The sequence below is a fragment of the Rhodococcus sp. AD45-ID genome (assembly GCF_003023755.1).
GTDB classification, from domain to species: domain Bacteria; phylum Actinomycetota; class Actinomycetes; order Mycobacteriales; family Mycobacteriaceae; genus Rhodococcus_F; species Rhodococcus_F globerula.
This window is the reverse complement of record NZ_PYHL01000001.1, coordinates 1268597-1288040: the sequence shown is the minus strand read 5'-3', so window position 1 is coordinate 1288040 and position 19444 is coordinate 1268597. Positions and strand designations below refer to the sequence as shown.

General features: G+C 63.2%; 19 protein-coding genes and 1 riboswitch. Of the genes, 13 read left to right on the top strand and 6 right to left on the bottom strand.

The window, feature by feature from the left end:
• The first annotated feature begins 10 nt into the window (after positions 1-10).
• From C7T36_RS05870 to C7T36_RS05860, 3 genes are read left to right on the top strand one after another with little or no spacing between them, the layout of a single operon-like run.
• Positions 11-1381 (top strand): NtaA/DmoA family FMN-dependent monooxygenase, encoded by a 1371-nt coding sequence (locus tag C7T36_RS05870; protein ID WP_045064039.1) that lies wholly within the window; start codon positions 11-13, stop codon positions 1379-1381.
• On the top strand, positions 1378-2184 hold the full coding sequence (locus tag C7T36_RS05865) for a DUF1684 domain-containing protein (protein WP_045064037.1): 807 nt from the start codon (positions 1378-1380) through the stop codon (positions 2182-2184). Before C7T36_RS05870 ends, C7T36_RS05865 begins: the two co-directional genes overlap by 4 nt.
• Before the next feature lies 1 nt (position 2185).
• Complete coding sequence (locus C7T36_RS05860) at positions 2186-3325, top strand: LLM class flavin-dependent oxidoreductase (protein ID WP_045064035.1); 1140 nt, start codon at positions 2186-2188, stop codon at positions 3323-3325.
• Between the two features lie 106 nt (positions 3326-3431).
• On the opposite strand, the gene C7T36_RS05855 is transcribed toward C7T36_RS05860, so the two are convergent.
• The gene (locus C7T36_RS05855; RefSeq protein WP_045066596.1) at positions 3432-4340 is read right to left on the bottom strand and encodes an alpha/beta hydrolase family protein; all 909 of its coding nucleotides are present in this window, start codon (positions 4338-4340) and stop codon (positions 3432-3434) included.
• A gap of 173 nt (positions 4341-4513) precedes the next feature.
• Here C7T36_RS05855 and C7T36_RS05850 point away from each other — a divergent pair, with 173 nt between their 5' ends.
• From C7T36_RS05850 to C7T36_RS05825, 6 genes are all read left to right on the top strand, one after another.
• Entirely contained in the window at positions 4514-5224 is a 711-nt protein-coding gene (locus C7T36_RS05850) for a hypothetical protein (RefSeq protein ID WP_045066595.1), read from the top strand.
• Positions 5224-5700, top strand: coding sequence for an RDD family protein (locus C7T36_RS05845; RefSeq protein ID WP_045064034.1), 477 nt, complete (start codon positions 5224-5226; stop codon positions 5698-5700). The genes C7T36_RS05850 and C7T36_RS05845 overlap by 1 nt, the downstream gene beginning before the upstream one ends.
• On the top strand, positions 5697-6044 hold the full coding sequence (locus tag C7T36_RS05840; protein WP_033235620.1) for a YidH family protein: 348 nt from the start codon (positions 5697-5699) through the stop codon (positions 6042-6044). The genes C7T36_RS05845 and C7T36_RS05840 overlap by 4 nt, the downstream gene beginning before the upstream one ends.
• Before the next feature lie 91 nt (positions 6045-6135).
• Positions 6136-7149: a glucose-6-phosphate dehydrogenase (coenzyme-F420) gene (gene fgd / locus C7T36_RS05835; protein ID WP_033235619.1), complete on the top strand. Its 1014-nt coding sequence runs from the start codon at positions 6136-6138 to the stop codon at positions 7147-7149.
• 147 nt (positions 7150-7296) lie between these two features.
• Positions 7297-9375 (top strand): phosphate acetyltransferase, encoded by a 2079-nt coding sequence (gene pta, locus C7T36_RS05830; protein WP_045064032.1) that lies wholly within the window; start codon positions 7297-7299, stop codon positions 9373-9375.
• Between the two features lie 2 nt (positions 9376-9377).
• Entirely contained in the window at positions 9378-10580 is a 1203-nt protein-coding gene (locus C7T36_RS05825; RefSeq protein ID WP_045064030.1) for an acetate kinase, read from the top strand.
• A 23-nt stretch (positions 10581-10603) separates the two neighbouring features.
• On the opposite strand, the gene C7T36_RS05820 is transcribed toward C7T36_RS05825, so the two are convergent.
• The 3 genes from C7T36_RS05820 to C7T36_RS05810 are packed head-to-tail and all read right to left on the bottom strand — an operon-like array spanning position 10604 to position 15286.
• Positions 10604-12943, bottom strand: a complete 2340-nt coding sequence (locus C7T36_RS05820; RefSeq protein ID WP_045064027.1) for a serine/threonine-protein kinase — start codon at positions 12941-12943, stop codon at positions 10604-10606.
• Positions 12944-12950: 7 nt separating this feature from the next.
• Positions 12951-13880: a glutamate ABC transporter substrate-binding protein gene (locus C7T36_RS05815; protein ID WP_239654678.1), complete on the bottom strand. Its 930-nt coding sequence runs from the start codon at positions 13878-13880 to the stop codon at positions 12951-12953.
• Positions 13881-13933: 53 nt separating this feature from the next.
• Positions 13934-15286 (bottom strand): hypothetical protein, encoded by a 1353-nt coding sequence (locus tag C7T36_RS05810; RefSeq protein WP_239654594.1) that lies wholly within the window; start codon positions 15284-15286, stop codon positions 13934-13936.
• Between the two features lie 163 nt (positions 15287-15449).
• On the opposite strand from C7T36_RS05810, the gene C7T36_RS05805 reads away from it, so the two are divergent.
• A complete protein-coding gene (locus C7T36_RS05805; protein WP_045064023.1) occupies positions 15450-16040 on the top strand; it encodes an NUDIX hydrolase in 591 nt (196 codons plus the stop codon).
• 140 nt (positions 16041-16180) lie between these two features.
• Here the strand turns inward: C7T36_RS05805 and C7T36_RS30450 are convergent, their stop codons facing one another.
• Together C7T36_RS30450 and thiE are read right to left on the bottom strand one after the other, a co-directional pair.
• Positions 16181-16312, bottom strand: a complete 132-nt coding sequence (locus C7T36_RS30450; protein ID WP_255285215.1) for a hypothetical protein — start codon at positions 16310-16312, stop codon at positions 16181-16183.
• A gap of 209 nt (positions 16313-16521) precedes the next feature.
• Positions 16522-17214, bottom strand: coding sequence for a thiamine phosphate synthase (gene thiE, locus C7T36_RS05800; protein ID WP_033235613.1), 693 nt, complete (start codon positions 17212-17214; stop codon positions 16522-16524).
• A 26-nt stretch (positions 17215-17240) separates the two neighbouring features.
• A riboswitch (TPP riboswitch) is annotated at positions 17241-17387 on the top strand.
• Between the two features lie 2 nt (positions 17388-17389).
• Between thiE and thiO the strand changes: the two genes are divergently transcribed.
• From thiO to C7T36_RS05785, 3 genes are read left to right on the top strand one after another with little or no spacing between them, the layout of a single operon-like run.
• Positions 17390-18469: a glycine oxidase ThiO gene (gene thiO / locus C7T36_RS05795; protein WP_045066593.1), complete on the top strand. Its 1080-nt coding sequence runs from the start codon at positions 17390-17392 to the stop codon at positions 18467-18469.
• Positions 18466-18681 carry a sulfur carrier protein ThiS gene (gene thiS, locus C7T36_RS05790; RefSeq protein ID WP_045064021.1) on the top strand — a complete coding sequence of 72 codons (216 nt, stop codon included), beginning with the start codon at positions 18466-18468 and terminating at the stop codon, positions 18679-18681. Before thiO ends, thiS begins: the two co-directional genes overlap by 4 nt.
• Positions 18674-19426, top strand: coding sequence for a thiazole synthase (locus C7T36_RS05785; protein WP_033235611.1), 753 nt, complete (start codon positions 18674-18676; stop codon positions 19424-19426). Before thiS ends, C7T36_RS05785 begins: the two co-directional genes overlap by 8 nt.
• The last annotated feature ends 18 nt before the right edge of the window (positions 19427-19444 follow it).

The following is a 19444-nucleotide window of genomic DNA, read 5'->3' as shown; positions in this document are numbered from 1 at the left end:
AGGAAATTCGATGACACAGAACAAGATTCGTAAGCAAGTTCATCTGGGTGCTCACTTCCCCGGTGTGAACAACACCACCGTATGGGCTGATCCGGCCTCGAAGAGTCAGATCGAGTTCAGCTCGTTCGAGCATCTTGCACGCAGTGCCGAACGCGGCCTGTTCGACTTCTTCTTCCTCGCCGAGGGGCTGCGACTGCGCGAACATCAGGGCAAAATTCACGATCTCGACGTGGTCGGCCGCCCGGACACCTTCAGCATTCTCAACGCGATTGCCGGTGTGACAACACATCTCGGATTGGCCGGAACAATCAACACCACCTTCAACGAACCGTACGAGTTGGCCAAACAGTTCTCCACGCTCGATCATCTCTCGGACGGCCGGGCAGCCTGGAATCTGGTCACCTCGTCGGACGCTTTCACCGGTGAGAACTTCCGCCGCGGTGGATATCTGGAACACTCGCAGCGATACGCCCGCGCCAACGAATTGGTCGACGCGGTGCGGACACTGTGGGACAGTTGGAGTGTCACTCGCCCGCTCGTCGACCGTGAGCGCGGAATCTTTGCCACCGACCAGCAGGTCGGCCAGTTCTCGCACACCGGCGAACAATTCGACATCTCCGGACGATTCGAAGTACCTCGAAGCCCGCAAGGTCACCCAGTTCTCCTGCAGGCAGGTGACTCCGATGAAGGCCGAGAATTCGGGGCAGCCAAAGCCGACGCCATCTTCACCGGCCACGGAACGCTCGAAGCCGGAAAGGCTTTCTACGCGGACGTGAAGGGGCGCCTCGCCAAGTACGGACGGACGCACGCCGACCTCAAAATTCTCCCCGCCGCCACCTTTGTCCTCGGTGACAACGCGGCTGACGCCCAGGAGAAGGCGTATCATATTCGGAGGCAGCAGGTCGGACCGCAGACCGCTATCGCCTTCCTCGAACAAGTCTGGGGCCGAGACCTTTCCGAGTACGACGCCGACGGCCCGCTGCCGAAGGAAGACCCGACGGACGACGTCAACATCACCCGTGGACGCGTCCGTCACGTCAAGGATCCCCGCGCCGTTGCGGACCAGTGGCGAGCAAAGGCCGAAGCGGAAAACCTCAGCATCCGTGAACTGATCATCGATGTGACGGCCCGTCAACAGTTTGTGGGCAGCGCAGCGGAGGTGGCTGCCGAGATCGACAGCTACGTCCAGGGTGACGCGAGTGACGGATTCATCCTCGTCCCTCATCTCACGCCGGCGGGTCTCGACGAGTTCATCGACACCGTTGTACCCGAGTTGCAGGACCGCGGCAGTTTCCGCACGGAGTACGAAGGAACAACTCTGCGCAGCCACCTCGGGTTGCGTCATCCCCACGAGCAGGCCGAAGGAGTTCGCGCATCATGACCGTCACCGAGACCGGAGACACCACCTTTGTCGACGAATGGACTGCGTGGCATGCGTTGCGCGACGCCACCTTTGCCGAGCCGCTCGGTTGGCTGAGCCTGACCGCCCTGCACTGGCTGGTGGACACCGATTCCACTTTCTCGGACCTACCGGGTGCATGGCGGGCCGACGCAGATGCTGTTGTCGTCACCGCGAGGCCGGCAGACGACCTCTCGATCGACGGTGTTGCCGTGGACGGTTCGGTCACCCTGACACCCGTCGAAGGCGCGCCGGGATTGATCGTGAATCAGGGGCCCCGTCGAGTCGAGGTCATCCGCCGCACCGGTGAGGTCGCTCTGCGCATTCACGATCCGCTTGCACCGGCTCTGGCGCAGTTCAACGGTATCCCGACCTTCGATCCGAATCCGCAGTGGCGCATCGACGCTGTCTTCACCGCTTTCAACGAGGCTCGAACAGTGACGACGGGCGCTGTCGTCGAGAGACTCGAACATCACCACGATGCGCGCGGAACAATCAGTTTCGAGTACGACGGTGAAACTCGGACTCTGATTGCGTTCGCCGGCAAAGACGACGGCTTTCACATTCTGTTCACCGATGCGACCAGCGGGGTGACCACCTATCCGGGAGCGCGTTCGCTGCACGTAAGCCCACCAGTGCCCGGTGGTGCGGTAGTCCTCGATTTCAATCGTGCGTCGAATCTGCCGTGCGCCTTCACCGATTACGCGACGTGCCCCGTAGCCCCCGCGGAGAATCGCCTTCCGTTTGCGGTCGAAGCCGGCGAGAAGATTCCGGAAGTGCATTGACATGACGGTGCCGCTGTCAGTTCTGGACCTGTCGCCGATCAGCGAGGGCAGTACGGCGCGAGACGCGCTGCGAAACTCGCTGGACCTCGCGCGATCTGCCGAATCCTGGGGGTACAAGAGGTACTGGGTTGCCGAGCACCATTTTGTCGGCGTCGCGAGCTCGTCCCCGGCAGTACTCGTCGGGCTGATTGCTGCTGCCACCAACACTATTCGCGTCGGGTCCGCTGCCGTGCTGCTGGGTAACAACACGGCAGCCGAGGTGGTGGAGGCATTCGGTACCGTCGACGCGTTGTACCCGGGCCGGATCGATCTGGGTATCGGCCGCAGCGGCCAACGGCGGGTGGAAGCGCTTCGAGCCGTTGCCGCCGGCAAGACCGTGCCTGGTGCACCCAGGGAGACAGTGGTGCGTGAGGGTGTTGTGATCCCGGCGCCGTTCGATATTTCCGGACTGCTCACGTCACCGCGTCTGCAGGCGTCGCTGGAGGCCTTGGCATTTCCCGGCGCACAGGCCCCCGAGTTCGAGGATCACGTCGGCGAGATCCTGGCCCTGTTGAACGGCACCCACCGCACCCGTGACGGCATCGAATTGCACGCGAGTCCTGGCGAAGGCGCCGACGTCGAGGTGTGGGTGTTCGGCAGCAGTGCCGGGCCGAGTGCGGAGCTCGCGGGCAAGCTGGGGTTGCCCTTCGGCGCGAATTACCATGTGGCGCCGTCGAGCACACTCGAAGCGGTGCAGGCTTACCGCGCCGCGTTCCGCCCCTCGGACACGCTGGCGGAGCCGTATGTCGTGGTCTCTGCGGATGTCGTTGCGGCGGAGGACGACGCCACAGCGCGGGAGTTGGCGTCCACCTTCGGGCATTGGGCACACAGTATTCGCAGCGGTGCCGGAGCAATTCCGTACCCGGATCCCGCGACTGCGCTCCCGTTGCCCGAGCGCGAGCGCGCCTTGGTGGAGGACAGGCTGATCACTCAGTTCGTCGGCTCGCCCAGCACTGTTGCGGACCGGCTCGAGCATCTGCAGAAGCTGACCGGTGCAGACGAATTGGTGATCACCGGCGTTACTCATAGTCATGAGGACCGACTGCGCTCGTACCAGTTGTTGGCCAGGGAGTGGGGACTGCCTGCGCTGCTGGCGGCGTGAGTGCGGCGAGTGAGCATAGGTTTCGGCAAGTGAGCAGCCCCTCCTGCAGGCGGGAAGGGCTGCTCACTGCGCAGAACCTATGTCAGCTCTTCAGCAAACCCGACTCCTACGCTCCGATCGCCCCCGCGATCATCGGCCAGGACGCGCGCATGTCCGCTTCGAAGAGCCCCCACGTGTGGGTGCCCTCGGGGCGGTAGCTGAATGTGGCCGGTATGCCGAGTTGTGCGAACCGCCCCTGCAGCGCAGCGGTACACAGTTGAGTGATCCCTTCGAGCACGCTGCCGGGAATGACTCCGGCGATCGCGGGGATCGAGTTGATGCCGTCCACCGGTCCGGGGATACCGTTACCCGTGGCGATGAAGAGCTGTGTGCCGCGGAGCTTTTCGGCGTTGACCAACGGGTCGTGGGCAGCCCACTGCGGTCCGCCCGGCCGGCCCCACATGTTGTGGACGTTGCCGCGTCCGAGAACTTCCACCATGGATCGAACCGCCATCTGCCCCAGCCCGTCGACGGTTCGAGGACAACCACTGTACGAACCGACAGCGCGGTACAGTCCCGGCGCCTGAATGGCGAGGTCCAGTACCGGCCCGCCGGCCATCGAAACTCCGCCGAGAGCGTTCACCCCGGTTGTGTTGTAGCGAGAGTTCACCGCCGCGGGGAGTTCCTGCGTCAGGTACGTCTGCCATTTGTTGCGGCCGAGCGCCGGGTCGTCGGCATTCCAGTCGGTGTACATGCTGTACTTGCCGCCGATCGGCATCACCACGTTGACGTGTTTGTCGTCGAAGAAATCGCGAACCCCGGTGTTGTTGAACCACGAGATCCCGTCTTCGCCGCCGCCGACCCCGGTCAAGAGGTAGAACGTGGGCGCTGGGCCCCCGCCGGCGGGGGAGATGACATCGTTGCTGATCCACCGGTCCATGGACGGTGAATAGACGTCGAACCTCGTGACCGTGGACTGTGCCGACGCAGTAGGGGCGGTCAGGCTCAGAAAGCCTGCGACCATTACCGCCGCCATCGTGAGATGGATACCGAAGTGTTTCCCGAATCGCGTCACGATCACGTCTCCCCACGTTTGATGCTGACGGTTGCTGCTCGTCCCGGCGAATTGTGTATACCAACAGTGGCACAATGCGAAGCAGAGTAACGAATGTCCGTTATTCAGCTGGGTGAGTGGTGGAGGGCGGTCTCGTGGGTGCACAACCGGATCGACCTGCGCCCGATCTTGTGCGTCTGGGCTTCGGATTGGCGTCGATCACGCTTGCCACGGCCCGGCGAGCGGCGACTGCCGTGTTGGACTCCGTTCCGCGGATTCCGATCGTCGGAGAGCCGCTGGACCACGCAATTGCTCAGGTGAGTGCCCTCGGCAACGACGCAATCGCCTCTACCGCCGCGTTTGCCGACACAACCTTGCGGACGGTGATCAAGGCCGTGGTGGCAGCGGCGCTGGACGAAGTCGACATCACCAAGATCGTCATCGACAACGTCGACCTCGACACTATTGCCGAAACCATCGACGTCGACAGGATCGCCGAACGTGTGTCGCTGGAACCGATCATCGATCGCATCGACGTGGACGACATTGCGCGGCGATTGGATGTCGAAGCAGTGATCAATCGGCTCGACCTCGACGGCATCGTCGATTCCGTCGACATCGAACGGCAGATCTACCGGGTTGATCTGGTGAAGATCGCGGACCAGGTCATCGAGGGCGTGGATCTGCCACAGATCATCCGCGAGTCCACTGGGTCGTTGTCCACCGAAGCGGTCCAGGGTGCCCGCGTGCAGGGGATGCAGGCAGACGACGCCGTTGCGGATTTTGTCGGTCGACTCTTCGGACGCGACAAGACCGACAGGACCGACAAGACCGACAAGAACAACGAGAACGCAGGGCAGGAGTAGTGGCGACATCCCAGAATTCGGGTCCCGCCGGAATTGTGACCCGCGGTATCGCCGGAGCGATCGACCTGGGTGTTGTACTCGTTCTGATGGGCGGTGGATACCTCGCGGTGGCCTTTGTGCGACTGCTGTTCTCGCCGCAGACGTTCACGTTCTCCCAGCCCGGGATCTTCCTGTCCACGACGGCATTCATCACGGTCTCGACTGTGTATCTGACGGTGTGCTGGGCGACCACCGGCCGAACTGTCGGCAATGTGGTCATGGGCTTGCGGGTCATCACGTCGGGGCATCGGCTGGTTCGCTGGCCGCTGGCACTTGTTCGGGCCGTGCTGTGTGTGCTTTTTGCCTTCGGGCTCGGCTGGGCGGTCATCGATCGGCGTCGACGCTCGTTGCAGGACATCGTGCTGCGGACGGCGGTGGTGTACGACTGGCGTCAAGATCCGGACATCGTCGTTACCCACGGAGTGGAGCACTCGTGACCGAACCCAATAGACCGGACGAACGATTCACCCTCGCCAGCGAGCGAACCTTCCTGGCGTGGATGCGAAGTTCGTTGGCGCTGTTGGCCGGTGGGATCGCGATAGTGCAGTTGGTTCCGGGGTGGAGTACCGGGTGGGTGCGCACCACGCTCGGTCTTGTCCTGATTGTGTTGGCGGCGGCAGCCGCACTGGTGGGGATGCGTCGGTGGTTGCAGGTGAAGAAGGCGCTCGAAGACGGAGCCCCGATGCCGGAACCGCACGCGCTCTGGCTGTTTGCCCTGGCACTGGCCGCCGTGGCGGTTGCGGCCGGAGTGGCAACGGTGGTTACGAGCCTCGCCCGCTGATCCACACGTAGAAGTCCTGGAGTGGCCTGGATAGTGTGCAGAGAAGGCGATTTACACGTCATAGCAAAACAAAGACGAAGAGGAGCACACAGTGGCGCAGGAGCTCAAGCTCGGATACAAGGCCTCGGCGGAGCAGTTCGGGCCTCGGGAGCTGGTGGAGCTGGCAGTTCTCGCCGAACAGCACGGCATGGATTCCGTTGCGGTCAGTGACCATTTCCAGCCGTGGCGACACAACGGCGGCCACGCACCGTTCTCACTGGCCTGGATGACGGCAGTGGGCGAGCGGACCGAGCGCGTGCAGATCGGCACGTCGGTGATGACTCCGACGTTCCGCTACAACCCGGCCGTTATCGCGCAGGCTTTTGCGACCATGGGTTGCCTGTACCCGGGACGCATCATGCTCGGTGTGGGCAGTGGTGAGGCGCTCAACGAGATCGCCACCGGATTCCAGGGCGAGTGGCCGGAGTTCAAGGAACGCTTTGCGCGGCTGCGCGAGTCGGTTCGGCTGATGCGCGAACTGTGGCTCGGTGACCGCGTCGACTTCGAGGGTGAGTACTTCACGACTCGCGGCGCCTCGATCTACGACGTTCCCGAGGGTGGTATCCCCGTGTACATCGCAGCCGGTGGACCGGTTGTGGCTCGGTACGCGGGCCGCGCCGGTGACGGCTTCATCTGCACGTCCGGCAAGGGCATGGATCTCTACACCGAGAAGCTGCTGCCCGCAGTGGCGGAAGGCGCTGCCAAGGCCGAGCGTGACGTCGCCGAGATCGACAAGATGATCGAGATCAAGATCAGCTACGACACCGATCCCGAAGCCGCGCTCGAGAACACCCGATTCTGGGCGCCGCTTTCGCTCACTCCGGAGCAGAAGCACAGCATCGAAGACCCCATCGAAATGGAAGCAGCAGCCGACGCGCTGCCCATCGAGCAGGTCGCGAAGCGCTGGATCGTCGCGTCCGATCCCGACGACGCCGTCGAACAGGTCAAGGCCTATGTCGACGCCGGACTCAACCACCTCGTGTTCCACGCACCCGGACACGATCAGCGCCGGTTCCTCGAACTGTTCGAGCGCGATCTCGCACCGCGGTTGCGCGCACTGGGCTGACGGACAAGCACATCCTTGACGGTGCCTGCCACTCGCCGCGTGGCAGGCACCGTTCGTCTGTCTCGGTGCCACCGGTGGGCTGATTCTCGGTGACGGTCACCACTCATTCGAGCAAGCTGGATAGGTGGCCCCACTAAGCTGTGGGGCATGTCCAGCGCGCCTGCACCCGTGTCGAGTGTCTACATTGCTTCTCCCGAAGGTGATACCGGGAAGTCCACCATTGCATTGGGCGTGATGCAGATGTTGTGCGCGACGGTCGCCCGCGTCGGCGTTTTCCGCCCCATCGCGCGGTCGACTGCCGAGACTGACTACATCCTCGAATTGTTGCTCGAGCACACCACAGCCGATTTGTCGTACGAGGATGCTCTCGGTGTCACGTACGAGCAGGTGCACGAAGATCCGGAGGCGGCGCTCGCGGACATTGTCGCGAAATACCATGAGGTGGCCGAGCGCAGCGACGCCGTGGTGATCATCGGCAGCGATTACACGGATGTCGCGAGTCCCAGCGAGTTGGGTTTCAACGCCCGAATTGCCGCGAATCTGGGTGCCCCGGTGTTGTTGGCGCTGAAGGGCGCTCGTCGCACCACACCGGAAATACTTCAGCTGGCGCAACTGTGCGCGTCCGAATTGTCCTCGAACCACGCGCATTTGCTGGCAGTGGTTGCCAATCGCTGTGATCCAGCCACGCTCGACGACGTGAATGCGGCATTGGCCGGCTTGGGTGTTCCGACCTGGAGCCTGCCGGAGATTCCGCTTCTCATCTCGCCCACGATGGCAGAGTTGATGGAGGCCACCGGTGGCGAATTCTATTCGGGCGATTCCGAATTGCTGCACCGCGAGGCATTGAAGGTGATGGTGGGCGGGATGACCGCCGAGCATATTCTCGAACGGCTCACCGAGGGAATGGTGGTGATCGCTCCCGGTGATCGCTCCGACGTTCTGTTGGCATTGATGAATGCGCATGAAGCAGAAGGGTTTCCCTCGCTGGCCGGCATCATCATGAACGGTGGAATTACCCCGCACCCGGCGATCGCCGCACTGATGGCCGGGCTCAAGCAGCGTCTGCCGATCCTGACGACAAAGCTCGGAACCTTCGACACCGCCAGTGCCGCAGCGCAAACGCGCGGCCGCGTCGCCGTCGGATCGCAGCGTAAGGTCGACACCGCGTTGAGTTTGATGGAACAGCACGTCGACGCCGCAACCTTGTTGGGCCGGATGGCATTACCGATTCCGTCGGTCATGACGCCGCAGATGTTCGAGTACAAGTTGATCGACCGCGCTCGCGAGAACCGCAAGCACATCGTCCTGCCGGAAGGTGGCGACGACCGTATCCTTCGGGCCGCCGGCCGAGTTCTGCAGCGTCAGGTTGCCGATCTGACCATTCTCGGTGACGAGGCAAGCGTGCGCCGACGGGCCGGTGAACTGGGCGTCGACATCAGTGCCGCTCGGATCCTGGCGCCGGCGCAGTCCGAGTACACGGAACGATTTGCGCAGGAGTACGCCGCGATTCGCGCCCACAAGGGCATGACCGTCGAACGGGCCCGCGACGTGATCGCGGACATCTCGTACTTCGGAACCATGATGGTGCACTTGGGAATTGCCGACGGGATGGTCTCCGGTGCCGCGCACACCACCGCGCATACGATCCGGCCGTCGTTCGAGATCATCAAGACGGCGCCGGGTGTGTCGACGGTTTCCAGCATCTTCCTGATGTGCCTGGCGGACCGTGTTCTCGCGTACGGTGATTGCGCTGTCGTCCCGGATCCGAGTGCGCAGCAGTTGGCGGACATCGCTATCTCGTCCGCGCAGACTGCGAGCCAGTTCGGTATCGATCCGCGCGTTGCGATGCTCTCGTACTCCACCGGGGATTCGGGTTCCGGCGCCGACGTCGACAAGGTTCGTGCCGCAACCGCCCTGGTGCGCGAGCGACGCCCTGACCTGCTGGTGGAAGGACCCATTCAGTACGATGCCGCGGTCGAGCAAAGCGTCGCCGACCAGAAGTTGCCGGATTCACTGGTGGCAGGCAAGGCGACCGTGTTCATATTCCCCGACCTCAACACGGGCAACAACACGTACAAGGCTGTGCAACGCAGTGCCGGGGCGATTGCCGTCGGCCCCGTTCTGCAGGGGTTGAACAAACCCGTCAACGATCTTTCGCGCGGCGCGCTGGTTCAGGACATTGTCAACACGGTGGCCATCACGGCCATTCAGGCGCAGGGAGCGTAAGCATGAGTGACGGCACCGTACTGGTCATCAATTCCGGCTCCTCGTCCATCAAATTTCAACTCGTACACCCGGATACGGCGGAGTTGGTGGCACACGGACTCATCGAGCGCATCGGTGAATCGGACGGCCACATCGTCTACAACCACCGCACCGGAACCTCGGACCGCAACCTGCTCATTGCCGATCATCGCGCTGGACTGAAGATGGTTCTCGAGATTGTCGCCGAAGTGGGGCGTCCACTGAGCGAGGCCGGCGTCATCGCTGTCGGGCACCGGGTAGTACACGGCGGGAACATCTTCTACGCGCCGACGCTGATCGACGATTCTGTTGTCAAGGCCATCGCCGACCTGTCGACCCTTGCACCACTGCACAATCCGGCAAACGTGATCGGCATCGAGGTGGCCCGCGAGGAATTGCCCGACGTACCGCACGTCGCCGTATTCGACACCGCGTTCTTCCACACACTGCCGGCGGCCGCGTCGACGTACGCGATCGATCGGGACGTCGCCGAAGCCAACCAGATTCGGCGGTACGGATTCCACGGTACGTCCCACGAGTACGTGTCCGGCCGGGTCGCCGCATTCCTGGGTAAGGATCCGGCTGAGCTGAATCAGATTGTCCTGCACCTGGGCAACGGTGCGTCGGCGTCGGCGATCAAGGGTGGCAAGGCAATCGACACCACGATGGGCCTCACTCCGCTCGAGGGCCTGGTCATGGGTACCCGCAGCGGAGATATCGACCCCGGCATCATCTTGCACCTCAACCGGAACTCGGGCATGAAGGTAGACGAGATCGACGACCTTCTCAACCGCCGCTCCGGGCTGAAGGGACTCTCGGGTGTCAACGACTTCCGGGCACTGCTCGAGCTGATCGCAGCCGGAGACCAGCACGCGATGCTCGCCTACGACGTCTACATCCACATGCTGCGAAAGTACATCGGCGCCTTCATCGTTCAACTGGGCGGCGTCGACGTCATCACTTTCACCGGAGGAGTTGGGGAGAACAACATCGACGTCCGCCGTGACAGCCTCGCGGGCCTGAGGCGTCTGGGCATCGAGGTCGACGCAGTACTCAACGAGACGAAGTTTCGCGACGAGCGTCGTATCTCTGCATCCTCGTCGGCCGTGGAGGTGCTGGTGATCCCCACCAACGAGGAATTGGCGATCGCGCGCGCGGCGCAGGCGCTGGTTTCCGAACTCCGGTAAATCTCGCACTGCCCGCTTCGTGATCAGAAATTACTGTGCGGCCGAACGCTGTTCGCGAGGTCGACCAGAGCATAGCGATGCGTTCGGGAGACGGTGGTACGGGCCAGCGTCCGAAGACACATTTCGGCACCCGTGCGCAAACCGCGCTCGGTGAAGGGCAGATCGAGGATGGGTTCGAGTTCGTCGTGCGCTCGGTTTCCGGCCCTGATCCAGTCCAGTGCCGTGCCCAGTACCAGGGTCCGCATCTGCAGGCAGCGACCCTCGTCGGCCGGCAGGGCGCGGACGCGTCTGGCAGCCTCTCGGAGAGTTGCCTCGTCGAGGTTTGCTATCTCGGTGCGTGAGAGCATCGTCAGCACGCTGGTCATGCGGGCAACGTTGTAATGGCGTGAGCTGGTGGGGACCTCGTCCAGCGCCGTGACCGCGGCACCGGTGTCGCCGCGTTCGGCAAGTTGGCGTGCCAACCCGAATGCCGCGCTGACGTAGTTGTGGTCGGTCCGCCACACCGTGCGGTAGTACTTACCGGCGAAGCGGCACCATTGATCAGGATCCTCGGAATCCCATTGTTGCAGTACCAATTCGGCAGTTGCGGCCAGTGCGAGTTTAGGCGCCAACTCGCCGGGCAAAGCCGTGAGAACCGATTCGAAATGGGTGAAAGCCGATTCGAATGCGCTCTGCTGCAATCCCACCAGCCCGCGGTACCACTCGATCTTCCAATGGTCGCCGATGGTGGAATGCAGGTCGTCGAGTATCTTCTGCGCGGCTTCGGAATCACTCAGGTCCAGGTGCGCTTTGGCTTCGGCCAGTCGGAACTCCCCGGAAAACGCCGCCTCGGTTGCTGAGGCAACCCGATCGATCCCACCCTCACGGGCGCGTCGGAGTGCGTCGAGGGTCTGGGACGGCTCACTGTGGACGGCCGCGGCCAGCAACGGTGCACTCGGATCGGTGGGGTCGACCAAGGGGATGGGGAGTGCATGCGCAACCTCGAGTGGATCGAGACCGCTGTCGCGGGAATTGCCGTCGACGTACACGTCGGTCTGCGCAACCAGATCGTCGGTGCCGAAAGAGGTTCGTTGTCTACTGAATACGAGTGAGAGTCCCGGGTTTTCCTGGCCGCTCTGGTGCGCCAGTACCTCATGGAGAACACCGACAAGTTGGCCGCCGATCTCGTCCGCAGACTGGAATCGTTTCTTCGGATCCGGATCGGTGGCGCGCAGAAGCAACCGGTGGAAGAACTCGTACTCGCTCAGCACCGGCTCGTCGGCAGGGTCGGGAAGACCGTCGAGGTAACGGCCGTGTTTTGAAGGCATGTCGAGAGTGAGCACGGCAAGTGTACGGCCGACGGTGTAGATGTCGGACGCAACCGTCGGCCCGGTCTCGATGATCTCGGGGGCCTGGTAGCCCGCTGTGCCGTACAGGTATCCGAAATCTTCGATTCCCGACACGGCGCCAAGGTCGATGAGTTTCAACTGGTCCTCGGTGACCATGACGTTCTCGGGTTTGAGGTCGTTGTACGCCAGGCCGGTGGAGTGCAGATAACTCAGGGCGGGAAGAATTTCCAATACATACCCGATGGCCTGCTCGATCGGCATGTGACGGCCGTCGGGGAACGTGGCGAGTACTTCTCGGAGCGATCGCCCACCGACGTATTCCATGACGATGTAGCCCATGGGGGTGCCGTCGGGGCGAGGGTGCTCGACGAAGTTGAAGATCTTGACGATGCTGGGATGCGCTACTTCTGCGAGGAACTGCCGTTCGGCAACCGCGACGGCCTGTGCCTCGGAATCACCGAAGTGTAAGAGTCCCTTCAGAACTACCCAGCGGTCGCTGACATTGCGGTCGATCGCGAGATAGATCCACCCGAGGCCACCGTGAGCTATCGGCCCCTGCACCTCGTACTGACCGGAAACCAGTTCGCCTTCTTCGAGCAGCGGACGGAAGTCGAAAGTCGAACCGCACTTGGGGCACACACCACTCTGGCGCGCGGACGTGCCTGCCGCCTTGCGGCCCACCGGTTCTCCGCACTTCCAACAGAAACGTTTGCGTTCGGGAACCGTCGCATCGCTCATCACCGCCGACGCCGGGTCTACGTGGGGAACCGGGGGAACCTCGACCAGACCGCCGCCCAGACGGAGTTTGCGTGTCGAGCGCGAGCGGCGGGAACGAGTGGACCGGCCCGTCGGCGTCGACACGGAGGATGGCACGGACTCACGTAACTGTGCGGATGTCTGCTCGGGGCGGGCAGTGGCCGCGGTGAAATCCGGCTCGAATCGTGGCGCCGCCTGTGTGGCAGCATGATCGGGCTCGGTGGTGCCTTGATCGGTGGTGCCCTGATCCTCGTCCTTCGGATCTCGAGATTCTGTCATGACCGCCTCAATCCCGATACGCGGCAGGTGGGGGACCAGGAGTCGGTCCGAGCATGGTGAGCCAACGGTCGTAGAGAGAGTTCCAGGTGCCGTCGGTGCGGATCCGGTCCAGGGTGCCGTTCACGAATCGGACCAGATCGGTGTTGCCCGCGTTGATGCCGATCCCGTACGGTTCGGTGCCCAACGAACTTCCGACCATGTCGAGATACGGGTCCTGCGAGGCAAGTCCGGCAAGAATGGTGTCGTCGGTGCTGATGGCGTCGACCTGCCCTTGTTGAAGTACCACAAGGCAATCCGACCACATCGGCACAGTGACAACCGTGGCCGCGGGTTGTAGTTTCTGGATGCGGCTCAGTGACGTCGTCCCGTTCGCGACACAGACCCGTTTATCGGCCAGGTCGTCGATACTGCGAATATCGGATCCCCGTACGACCAGAATGCGTTGGCGCGCAGTGAAGTATTCACTGGAGAACTCGATCTTCTCCCGCCGCTCGCACGTGATGGACATGGTCTTGACGACGATGTCCACGGTGGAATCCTGCAGGGCTTCGATCCGCTCGTCGGATGTCAGGATTCGGTATTCGATCTTCTCGGGATCGCCGAGGACATCGCGGGCAACTTCACGGGCGATGTCGACGTCGAAACCCTCAAGGCGTCCGGTTGCGGGATCCCGGAAGCTCATGAGGTTGCTGCCGGTATCGAGTCCGACGATGAGGCGGCCACGTTCGCGAATCTTGTCGACACTCGGCTGCGGCGGGCGAGGATTTGCGTCGGCCGGGACCGGACGCAGGCTGGCCGTCGGATCTCCACAGTCGGCCGACGTTGTCGGCGTAGGGCTGGGCGCGATGGTCGCTTCAGCAGGTAGCGGCGGCTGCGTGTATGGCGTGGTGGTGGACGAGATGAGCTCCTCGCCGGGTTGGCCGCCGCACGCCACCAGGAACAGCGCGGCCGCACCTGCCGCAACCAGCGCACGCGCTTTTCCTCTGCCGCTCACTGATACTCCCGCAGCCGTGGCCAGAATCCGGCGGCGATACCGACAACGCCAAGTACGGCCAGCATCGTCACTCCCGGAGCCGACGCTGACAACACCCGCGAGGCGTGTGAGATGTCGGCGCGAAGGCTCTCACGGGAATCCGTTATCGCTTCCCACAAGGCGTCGTCGAGCGCGCGGTACTCGGCAGCGGAATCTTCCGCACCCGATCCGACGGCGATGTTCGCAGCTCCCGTGAAATCTCCGACGCCGAGGCGCAGAGCCATCCGATCGTGCGCCGCCACCCATTGATCGCGGGCGTCGATCGCCTGCGTGAGCACGGCGGTATCAACTCCCGACCGCCCATTGCCTTGCAGCTCACGGAGAATGGCGTCGACGTTGCTCACCTTGTTGATGAAGATGTCGGTCTCGTCGCCGTCGGAATCACGCTGGGCCAAACCCAGAGTCTCAACTGTTCGCGCTTGCTGGGCCATGATGCGGGCCTCGGTCAACTCGTGCAGCGGACCCGCTCCCGCGTCGAGCGCGCGGGTGGTGGTGATCGCCGAAATCAACCCGACCGTCAACAGCCAGATCAGCGCTGCAGCAACAGCTATCGAGGCGAGGATCAATCCGAGATTGAAGCGTCGACGGCTGTGTTGCGCGATGCGGATCTGGACTGCGATGAGCATGGACAATGCCAGTGCAAATGCGATGATCGGCCACCACGGTGGGCGGACAAAATCATTCTGAACCTTGGTGACCTGCGCTTCTTGTGCGGAATGCAGATGCTGAGCCGTGGGAAGCAAGGACGTTTGCATCAGATTCGACGCCTCGCCGAGATACGCGGCGCCCACAGGGTTTCCGACGCGATTGTTGGCACGCGCCGTCTCGATCAGCCCGGTGTACACAGTGAGGTCGGTCGAGATGGAGGTGAGGGCGGCTTGGCCGGCCATGTCCACAGTGTCGAGTCCGGCGGACGCGTTCACTATTTCTGCCGACGCCTCGCCGATCGACTGTGTATAGCGGTCGCGCACCGCCGGCGGTTCCAGTCCACCCCAGATGAACGCGGTGGCTGCGGCCGCGTCGGCAACCGACAGTGCGCTGTAGAGATTCTGAGCGGAGTTGGCAAGCGGTTCGGTTTCCGTCAGGACGTTGCCCAGGCGCGCTTGACGGTTCTCGATAGTCGCGGCGGCCAGGAATCCCGCCGCCAGGGTGAGCAAGATCAGGACTATCCCGACAGCGGTCAGGCGCCCGGGGGTCGACGTCATGAAATCGCGAAGTTCGCTCTGGATCATCGGCCTGGAGGCGGCTGTATCCACCGGGTCCTCGTCAGGCGGAGCGGGTGCGGTGCGAGGCTCGAGGGAGGGTGTCACGCGGCTGACCATCGAACACCTCTCACTCTCTGCACTCGGGCTGGAGGATCACTGGATTGCGGCCTCTTCGCGAGCATATAAGTATGGTCCGCACCGAGGGCAGATTGAACGGGTTAGTGTGGGGCAGGATAGTGGCGAATTTAAAGGCAGGGCGAGGTAGTCGATGCGTGGTGACGGTGACGGTTGGTCGGTCGGATCGGACGGAACTCGGCATTGGGGGCGTCACGGCGCCGCCGGATTGTTGTTGCGTGCCCCTGACGTAGACGGAACTCCGATGGTGCTGCTCCAGCATCGTGCGGCGTGGAGCCATCAGGGCGGAACCTGGGCTTTGCCGGGTGGCGCGCGTGACTCGCACGAAAACACAACGCATGCGGCAGTTCGCGAAGCACACGAAGAAGCCGGAATCGACGAGTCGTCGGTGCGGGTGCGGGGAGACGTCGTCACCATGCGCGCAGAGAGCGGATGGACCTATACGACGGTGGTTGCAGACGTCGAAAGTCCACTCGAGACGGTCGCGAACGGTGAGAGCACCGAATTGCGGTGGGTGCGCGAGGACGACGTCGAGAGCCTGCCGCTACATCCAGGATTTCATTCGGCCTGGCCGAGTTTGCGAACGTCCGTGGTTCCGGCGGACGAGGGAACGGATCAGGGCGGTGCCCGGACTGTTGTATTGCCGGACGGACGATTCGGTTGGACGTCGGGTAGTGCGGATTCTCTACAAGACGCCTCGGAGGCATCTCGCGCCCAGGCGTAGGACGGCTTCTCGCGCTCAGGCGTAAGACACTCCCGAGAAATACAAGAAGGGTCGGACTCGGCAGAGCCCGACCCTTTTCGTTGTAGTTTCGGCGGGGGCGGCAACGCGAACGAAGGGTCCGCAGCCAGCCGAAACGGCGCTCAGCTGAGCGTGTTCAGCGCGGTGATGAAGGAAACGGCGGTGATGCCGAGCTTGAGCAGTTCGCTGATCTTGCCGAGGTTCAAGTCTTCGAGTGAAGCGGTGCTCAGCGAGGCGGTGTCGATCGATCCCATGAAAACTCCTAAATTCGAATTGTTAGCTGAAGGTAAGCTATATCAGGAGAGTGTTGAACGCGGGACCAATGGACAGATCTGTGACCAAAATCACTAATTGGGATCATTCGGGCTGGTTAACGGACAATCGTGCAGCTTGTTTCTTGTCGAACTGGACAAGTTGACCAGTCCGGAACTTGCAGCTGGCCGCGAGCTGAACTGGAAGGTAACTAGAACACCATCATGTCGGCGAGGCGGCGCGCGGCTGCCTGCGGATCCGCGGCTTCCGTGATCGCACGAACGACGACAATTCGGGTGGCTCCGGCTTCGATGACCTCCGGAACGCGCGCCTCGTCGATGCCGCCGATCGCAAACCAGGGACGCGTCGGCGTTGCATCGGCAGTCGAGCGGACCAGATCCAAGCCGGCCGCGCTGCGGTTCGGCTTGGTCGGTGTCGCCCAGACGGGGCCGGTGCAGAAGTAGTCGACGCCCTCTTCGATTGCAGCCAAACTTGCCTGCGCGCGTGAGCTCGTGGAACGGCCGATGACAACGTCGTCGCCGACAACCGTCCGCGCGTAGGGGACGGGGATGTCGTTCTGACCCAGGTGCAACACATCGGCGCCTGACGCCATGGCCAGGTCGGCGCGGTCGTTGACGGCCAGGAGTGCGCCGTGACGCCTCGCGGCAGCCGAGAGAACGCCAAGCGCGATCAGCTCGTCCTTGGCTTCGAGCGGCCCGAACTCGCGCTCGCCCGCGGAGCCCTTGTCTCGGAGCTGAATGATGTCGACGCCACCGGACAACGCGGCTTCCGCGAACTGTGCAAGGTCGCCTTTGTCGCGACGTGCGTCGGTGCACAGGTACAGCCGTGCTGCTGCCAGGCGCTCGCGCCGGTCGAAGAGGTTACTGGGATGTGTGGGGTGCACGAAGCAAACGGTAGCCTCTAGGAAGCAAGGTTCGACACGGGAGTCCCGAAACTGTGCTGTCGCATTTGTCGCGAAGGCAAAGTTCGTGGGGCTGAGAGGGGATCGCGGCAAAGATCCCGACCGTCAGACCTGACCCGGATCATGCCGGCGCAGGAAGAAAAGGGTGGAATTTGTCATGAGTACGCACGCACGCTCGGTTGCGGTGGTCGGCGGGGGAGTCATCGGACTGTCCATTGCCTGGTACGCAGCGCGCGACGGATGGGCAGTACAGCTGTACGACCCGGCGATCGGAACCGGCGCATCCTGGGTCGCCGGTGGAATGCTCGCCCCGCTGTCCGAAGGATGGCCAGGTGAGGAAACGGCATTGACCGTCGGCGCAGCCTCGTTGGAGCGGTGGCCGGATTTCGGCGCGCACCTGCAGAAGTTCGGACCGTCGGTGTTCACCACCGACAGTTCACTCACCGTCGCTCTCGACAGCGCCGACGCCCAGGACCTGGCGACCATCGCGGAATGGGTCAGCGCGCAGGGGCACGAACTACAGATCCTCGGCCGAGCGCAGATCCGTGAACTCGAACCGATGCTCGGCCGCGGTATTCGCTCGGGGCTCATGGCTGTCGGTGAATCCGCTGTCGACAATCGTGTGTTGCTGGCCGCTCTGCGGGCCGCGTGCGTGGCGTCGGGCGTCGAATTGATCAACCGCGCTGTCCACGATCTCGCGGAACTCGCTACCGATCAGATCGTGCTGAGCGCGGGAATCACCTCACCGAAGCTGTGGCCAGGATTACCCGTTCGGCCGGTCAAAGGTGAGATCCTGCGTTTGCGCAGCCGGCCGGGAGTGACGCCGGCGCCCAGTCGAACCATCCGCGGCAGCGTCCACGGCCGACCCGCGTACCTCGTGCCGCGCGGCGACGGAATCGTGGTCGGTGCAACACAATACGAATCGGGCGAGGACACGCAGGTCACCATGGCCGGTGTGCGAGACCTGATCAACGACGCCGAAGCACTCATGCCGGCGATCGGTGAATACGAACTCTACGAGTGCGCGGCCGGCTTGCGTCCGATGACGCCGGACAATCTACCGCTGATCGGGCGGGTCTCGGAGCGTGTTGTCATCTCTACCGGGCACGGCAGGAACGGTGTGCTCCTGACTCCGGTCACCGCAGACGCGACACTCGCGTTGTTGAACGGCACATCATTGGTCGAGGTCAAAGGAACCGAACCCCAGCGGTTCGCAGCAGTGAAGGAAAATTCATGAGTGAGCAGGTCCCGATCGGGATCACCGTCAACGGCGAAGAACTCGAATTCGATCGAGCCGTCACGGTGACCGAACTTCTGACACACCTCGAACTGCCACGCAAGGGAATTGCCGTCGCCGTCGACGGTGCGCTCTTCCCGCGTGGGCGCTGGGACGAATCCGTCTCGCGTGGTTGGGAAATCGAGATCCTCACGGCGGTGCAGGGTGGCTGAACACGATCTCCTGACTATCGCGGGCCGTACGTTCGGCTCGCGGCTCATCACCGGCACCGGCGGCGCTGCCAACCTCGCAGTTCTCGAGGAAGCGCTGGTCGCGTCCGGCACCGAACTGACCACTGTCGCGATGCGACGCGTCGACGCTGCCGGCGGTACCGGCGTGCTGGATCTGCTTCGGCGCCTCGGAATCGAACCACTACCGAACACGGCCGGATGCCGCGGCGCGGCCGAAGCGGTGTTGACGGCGCAGTTGGCACGTGAAGCGCTCGAGACCAGTTGGGTGAAACTCGAAGTCATCGCCGACGAGCGAACCCTGCTGCCCGACGCCATCGAACTTGTCTCCGCTGCAGAACAATTGGTCGACGACGGATTTACCGTGCTGCCGTACACGACGGACGATCCGGTTCTGGCGCTTCGGCTCGAAGAGGTCGGTTGCGCGGCGGTCATGCCGCTCGGTTCGCCCATCGGGACCGGGCTGGGCATCGCGAACCCGCACAACATCGAGATGATCGTCGAGCGCGCAGGCGTGCCGGTCATTCTCGACGCCGGAATCGGAACGGCCAGCGACGCAACACTTGCCATGGAGCTGGGCTGCGACGCAGTGCTTCTCGCAACGGCGGTCACCAGGGCCAAGAATCCCGCGCTCATGGCGTCGGCGATGCGTCATGCCGTCGTTGCCGGTTTCGAGGCCAGGCACGCCGGCCGGATCCCGAAACGATTCTGGGCGCAGGCATCCTCCTAGGGGTCTTCTCGGGGTGGT

Excerpts from the sequence above, each read along its gene's own strand:
- C7T36_RS05820 (WP_045064027.1), bottom strand. The coding sequence starts at position 12,943 with ATGACAGAATCTCGAGATCCGAAGGACGAGGATCAGGGCACCACCGAT.
- C7T36_RS05870 (WP_045064039.1), top strand. The coding sequence starts at position 11 with ATGACACAGAACAAGATTCGTAAGCAAGTTCATCTGGGTGCTCACTTC.
- thiS (WP_045064021.1), top strand. The coding sequence starts at position 18,466 with ATGAGTGAGCAGGTCCCGATCGGGATCACCGTCAACGGCGAAGAACTC.
- C7T36_RS05865 (WP_045064037.1), top strand. The coding sequence starts at position 1,378 with ATGACCGTCACCGAGACCGGAGACACCACCTTTGTCGACGAATGGACT.
- C7T36_RS05855 (WP_045066596.1), bottom strand. The coding sequence starts at position 4,340 with ATGGCGGCGGTAATGGTCGCAGGCTTTCTGAGCCTGACCGCCCCTACT.
- C7T36_RS05805 (WP_045064023.1), top strand. The coding sequence starts at position 15,450 with ATGCGTGGTGACGGTGACGGTTGGTCGGTCGGATCGGACGGAACTCGG.
- C7T36_RS05860 (WP_045064035.1), top strand. The coding sequence starts at position 2,186 with ATGACGGTGCCGCTGTCAGTTCTGGACCTGTCGCCGATCAGCGAGGGC.
- pta (WP_045064032.1), top strand. The coding sequence starts at position 7,297 with ATGTCCAGCGCGCCTGCACCCGTGTCGAGTGTCTACATTGCTTCTCCC.
- C7T36_RS05825 (WP_045064030.1), top strand. The coding sequence starts at position 9,378 with ATGAGTGACGGCACCGTACTGGTCATCAATTCCGGCTCCTCGTCCATC.
- thiO (WP_045066593.1), top strand. The coding sequence starts at position 17,390 with ATGAGTACGCACGCACGCTCGGTTGCGGTGGTCGGCGGGGGAGTCATC.
- C7T36_RS30450 (WP_255285215.1), bottom strand. The coding sequence starts at position 16,312 with ATGGGATCGATCGACACCGCCTCGCTGAGCACCGCTTCACTCGAAGAC.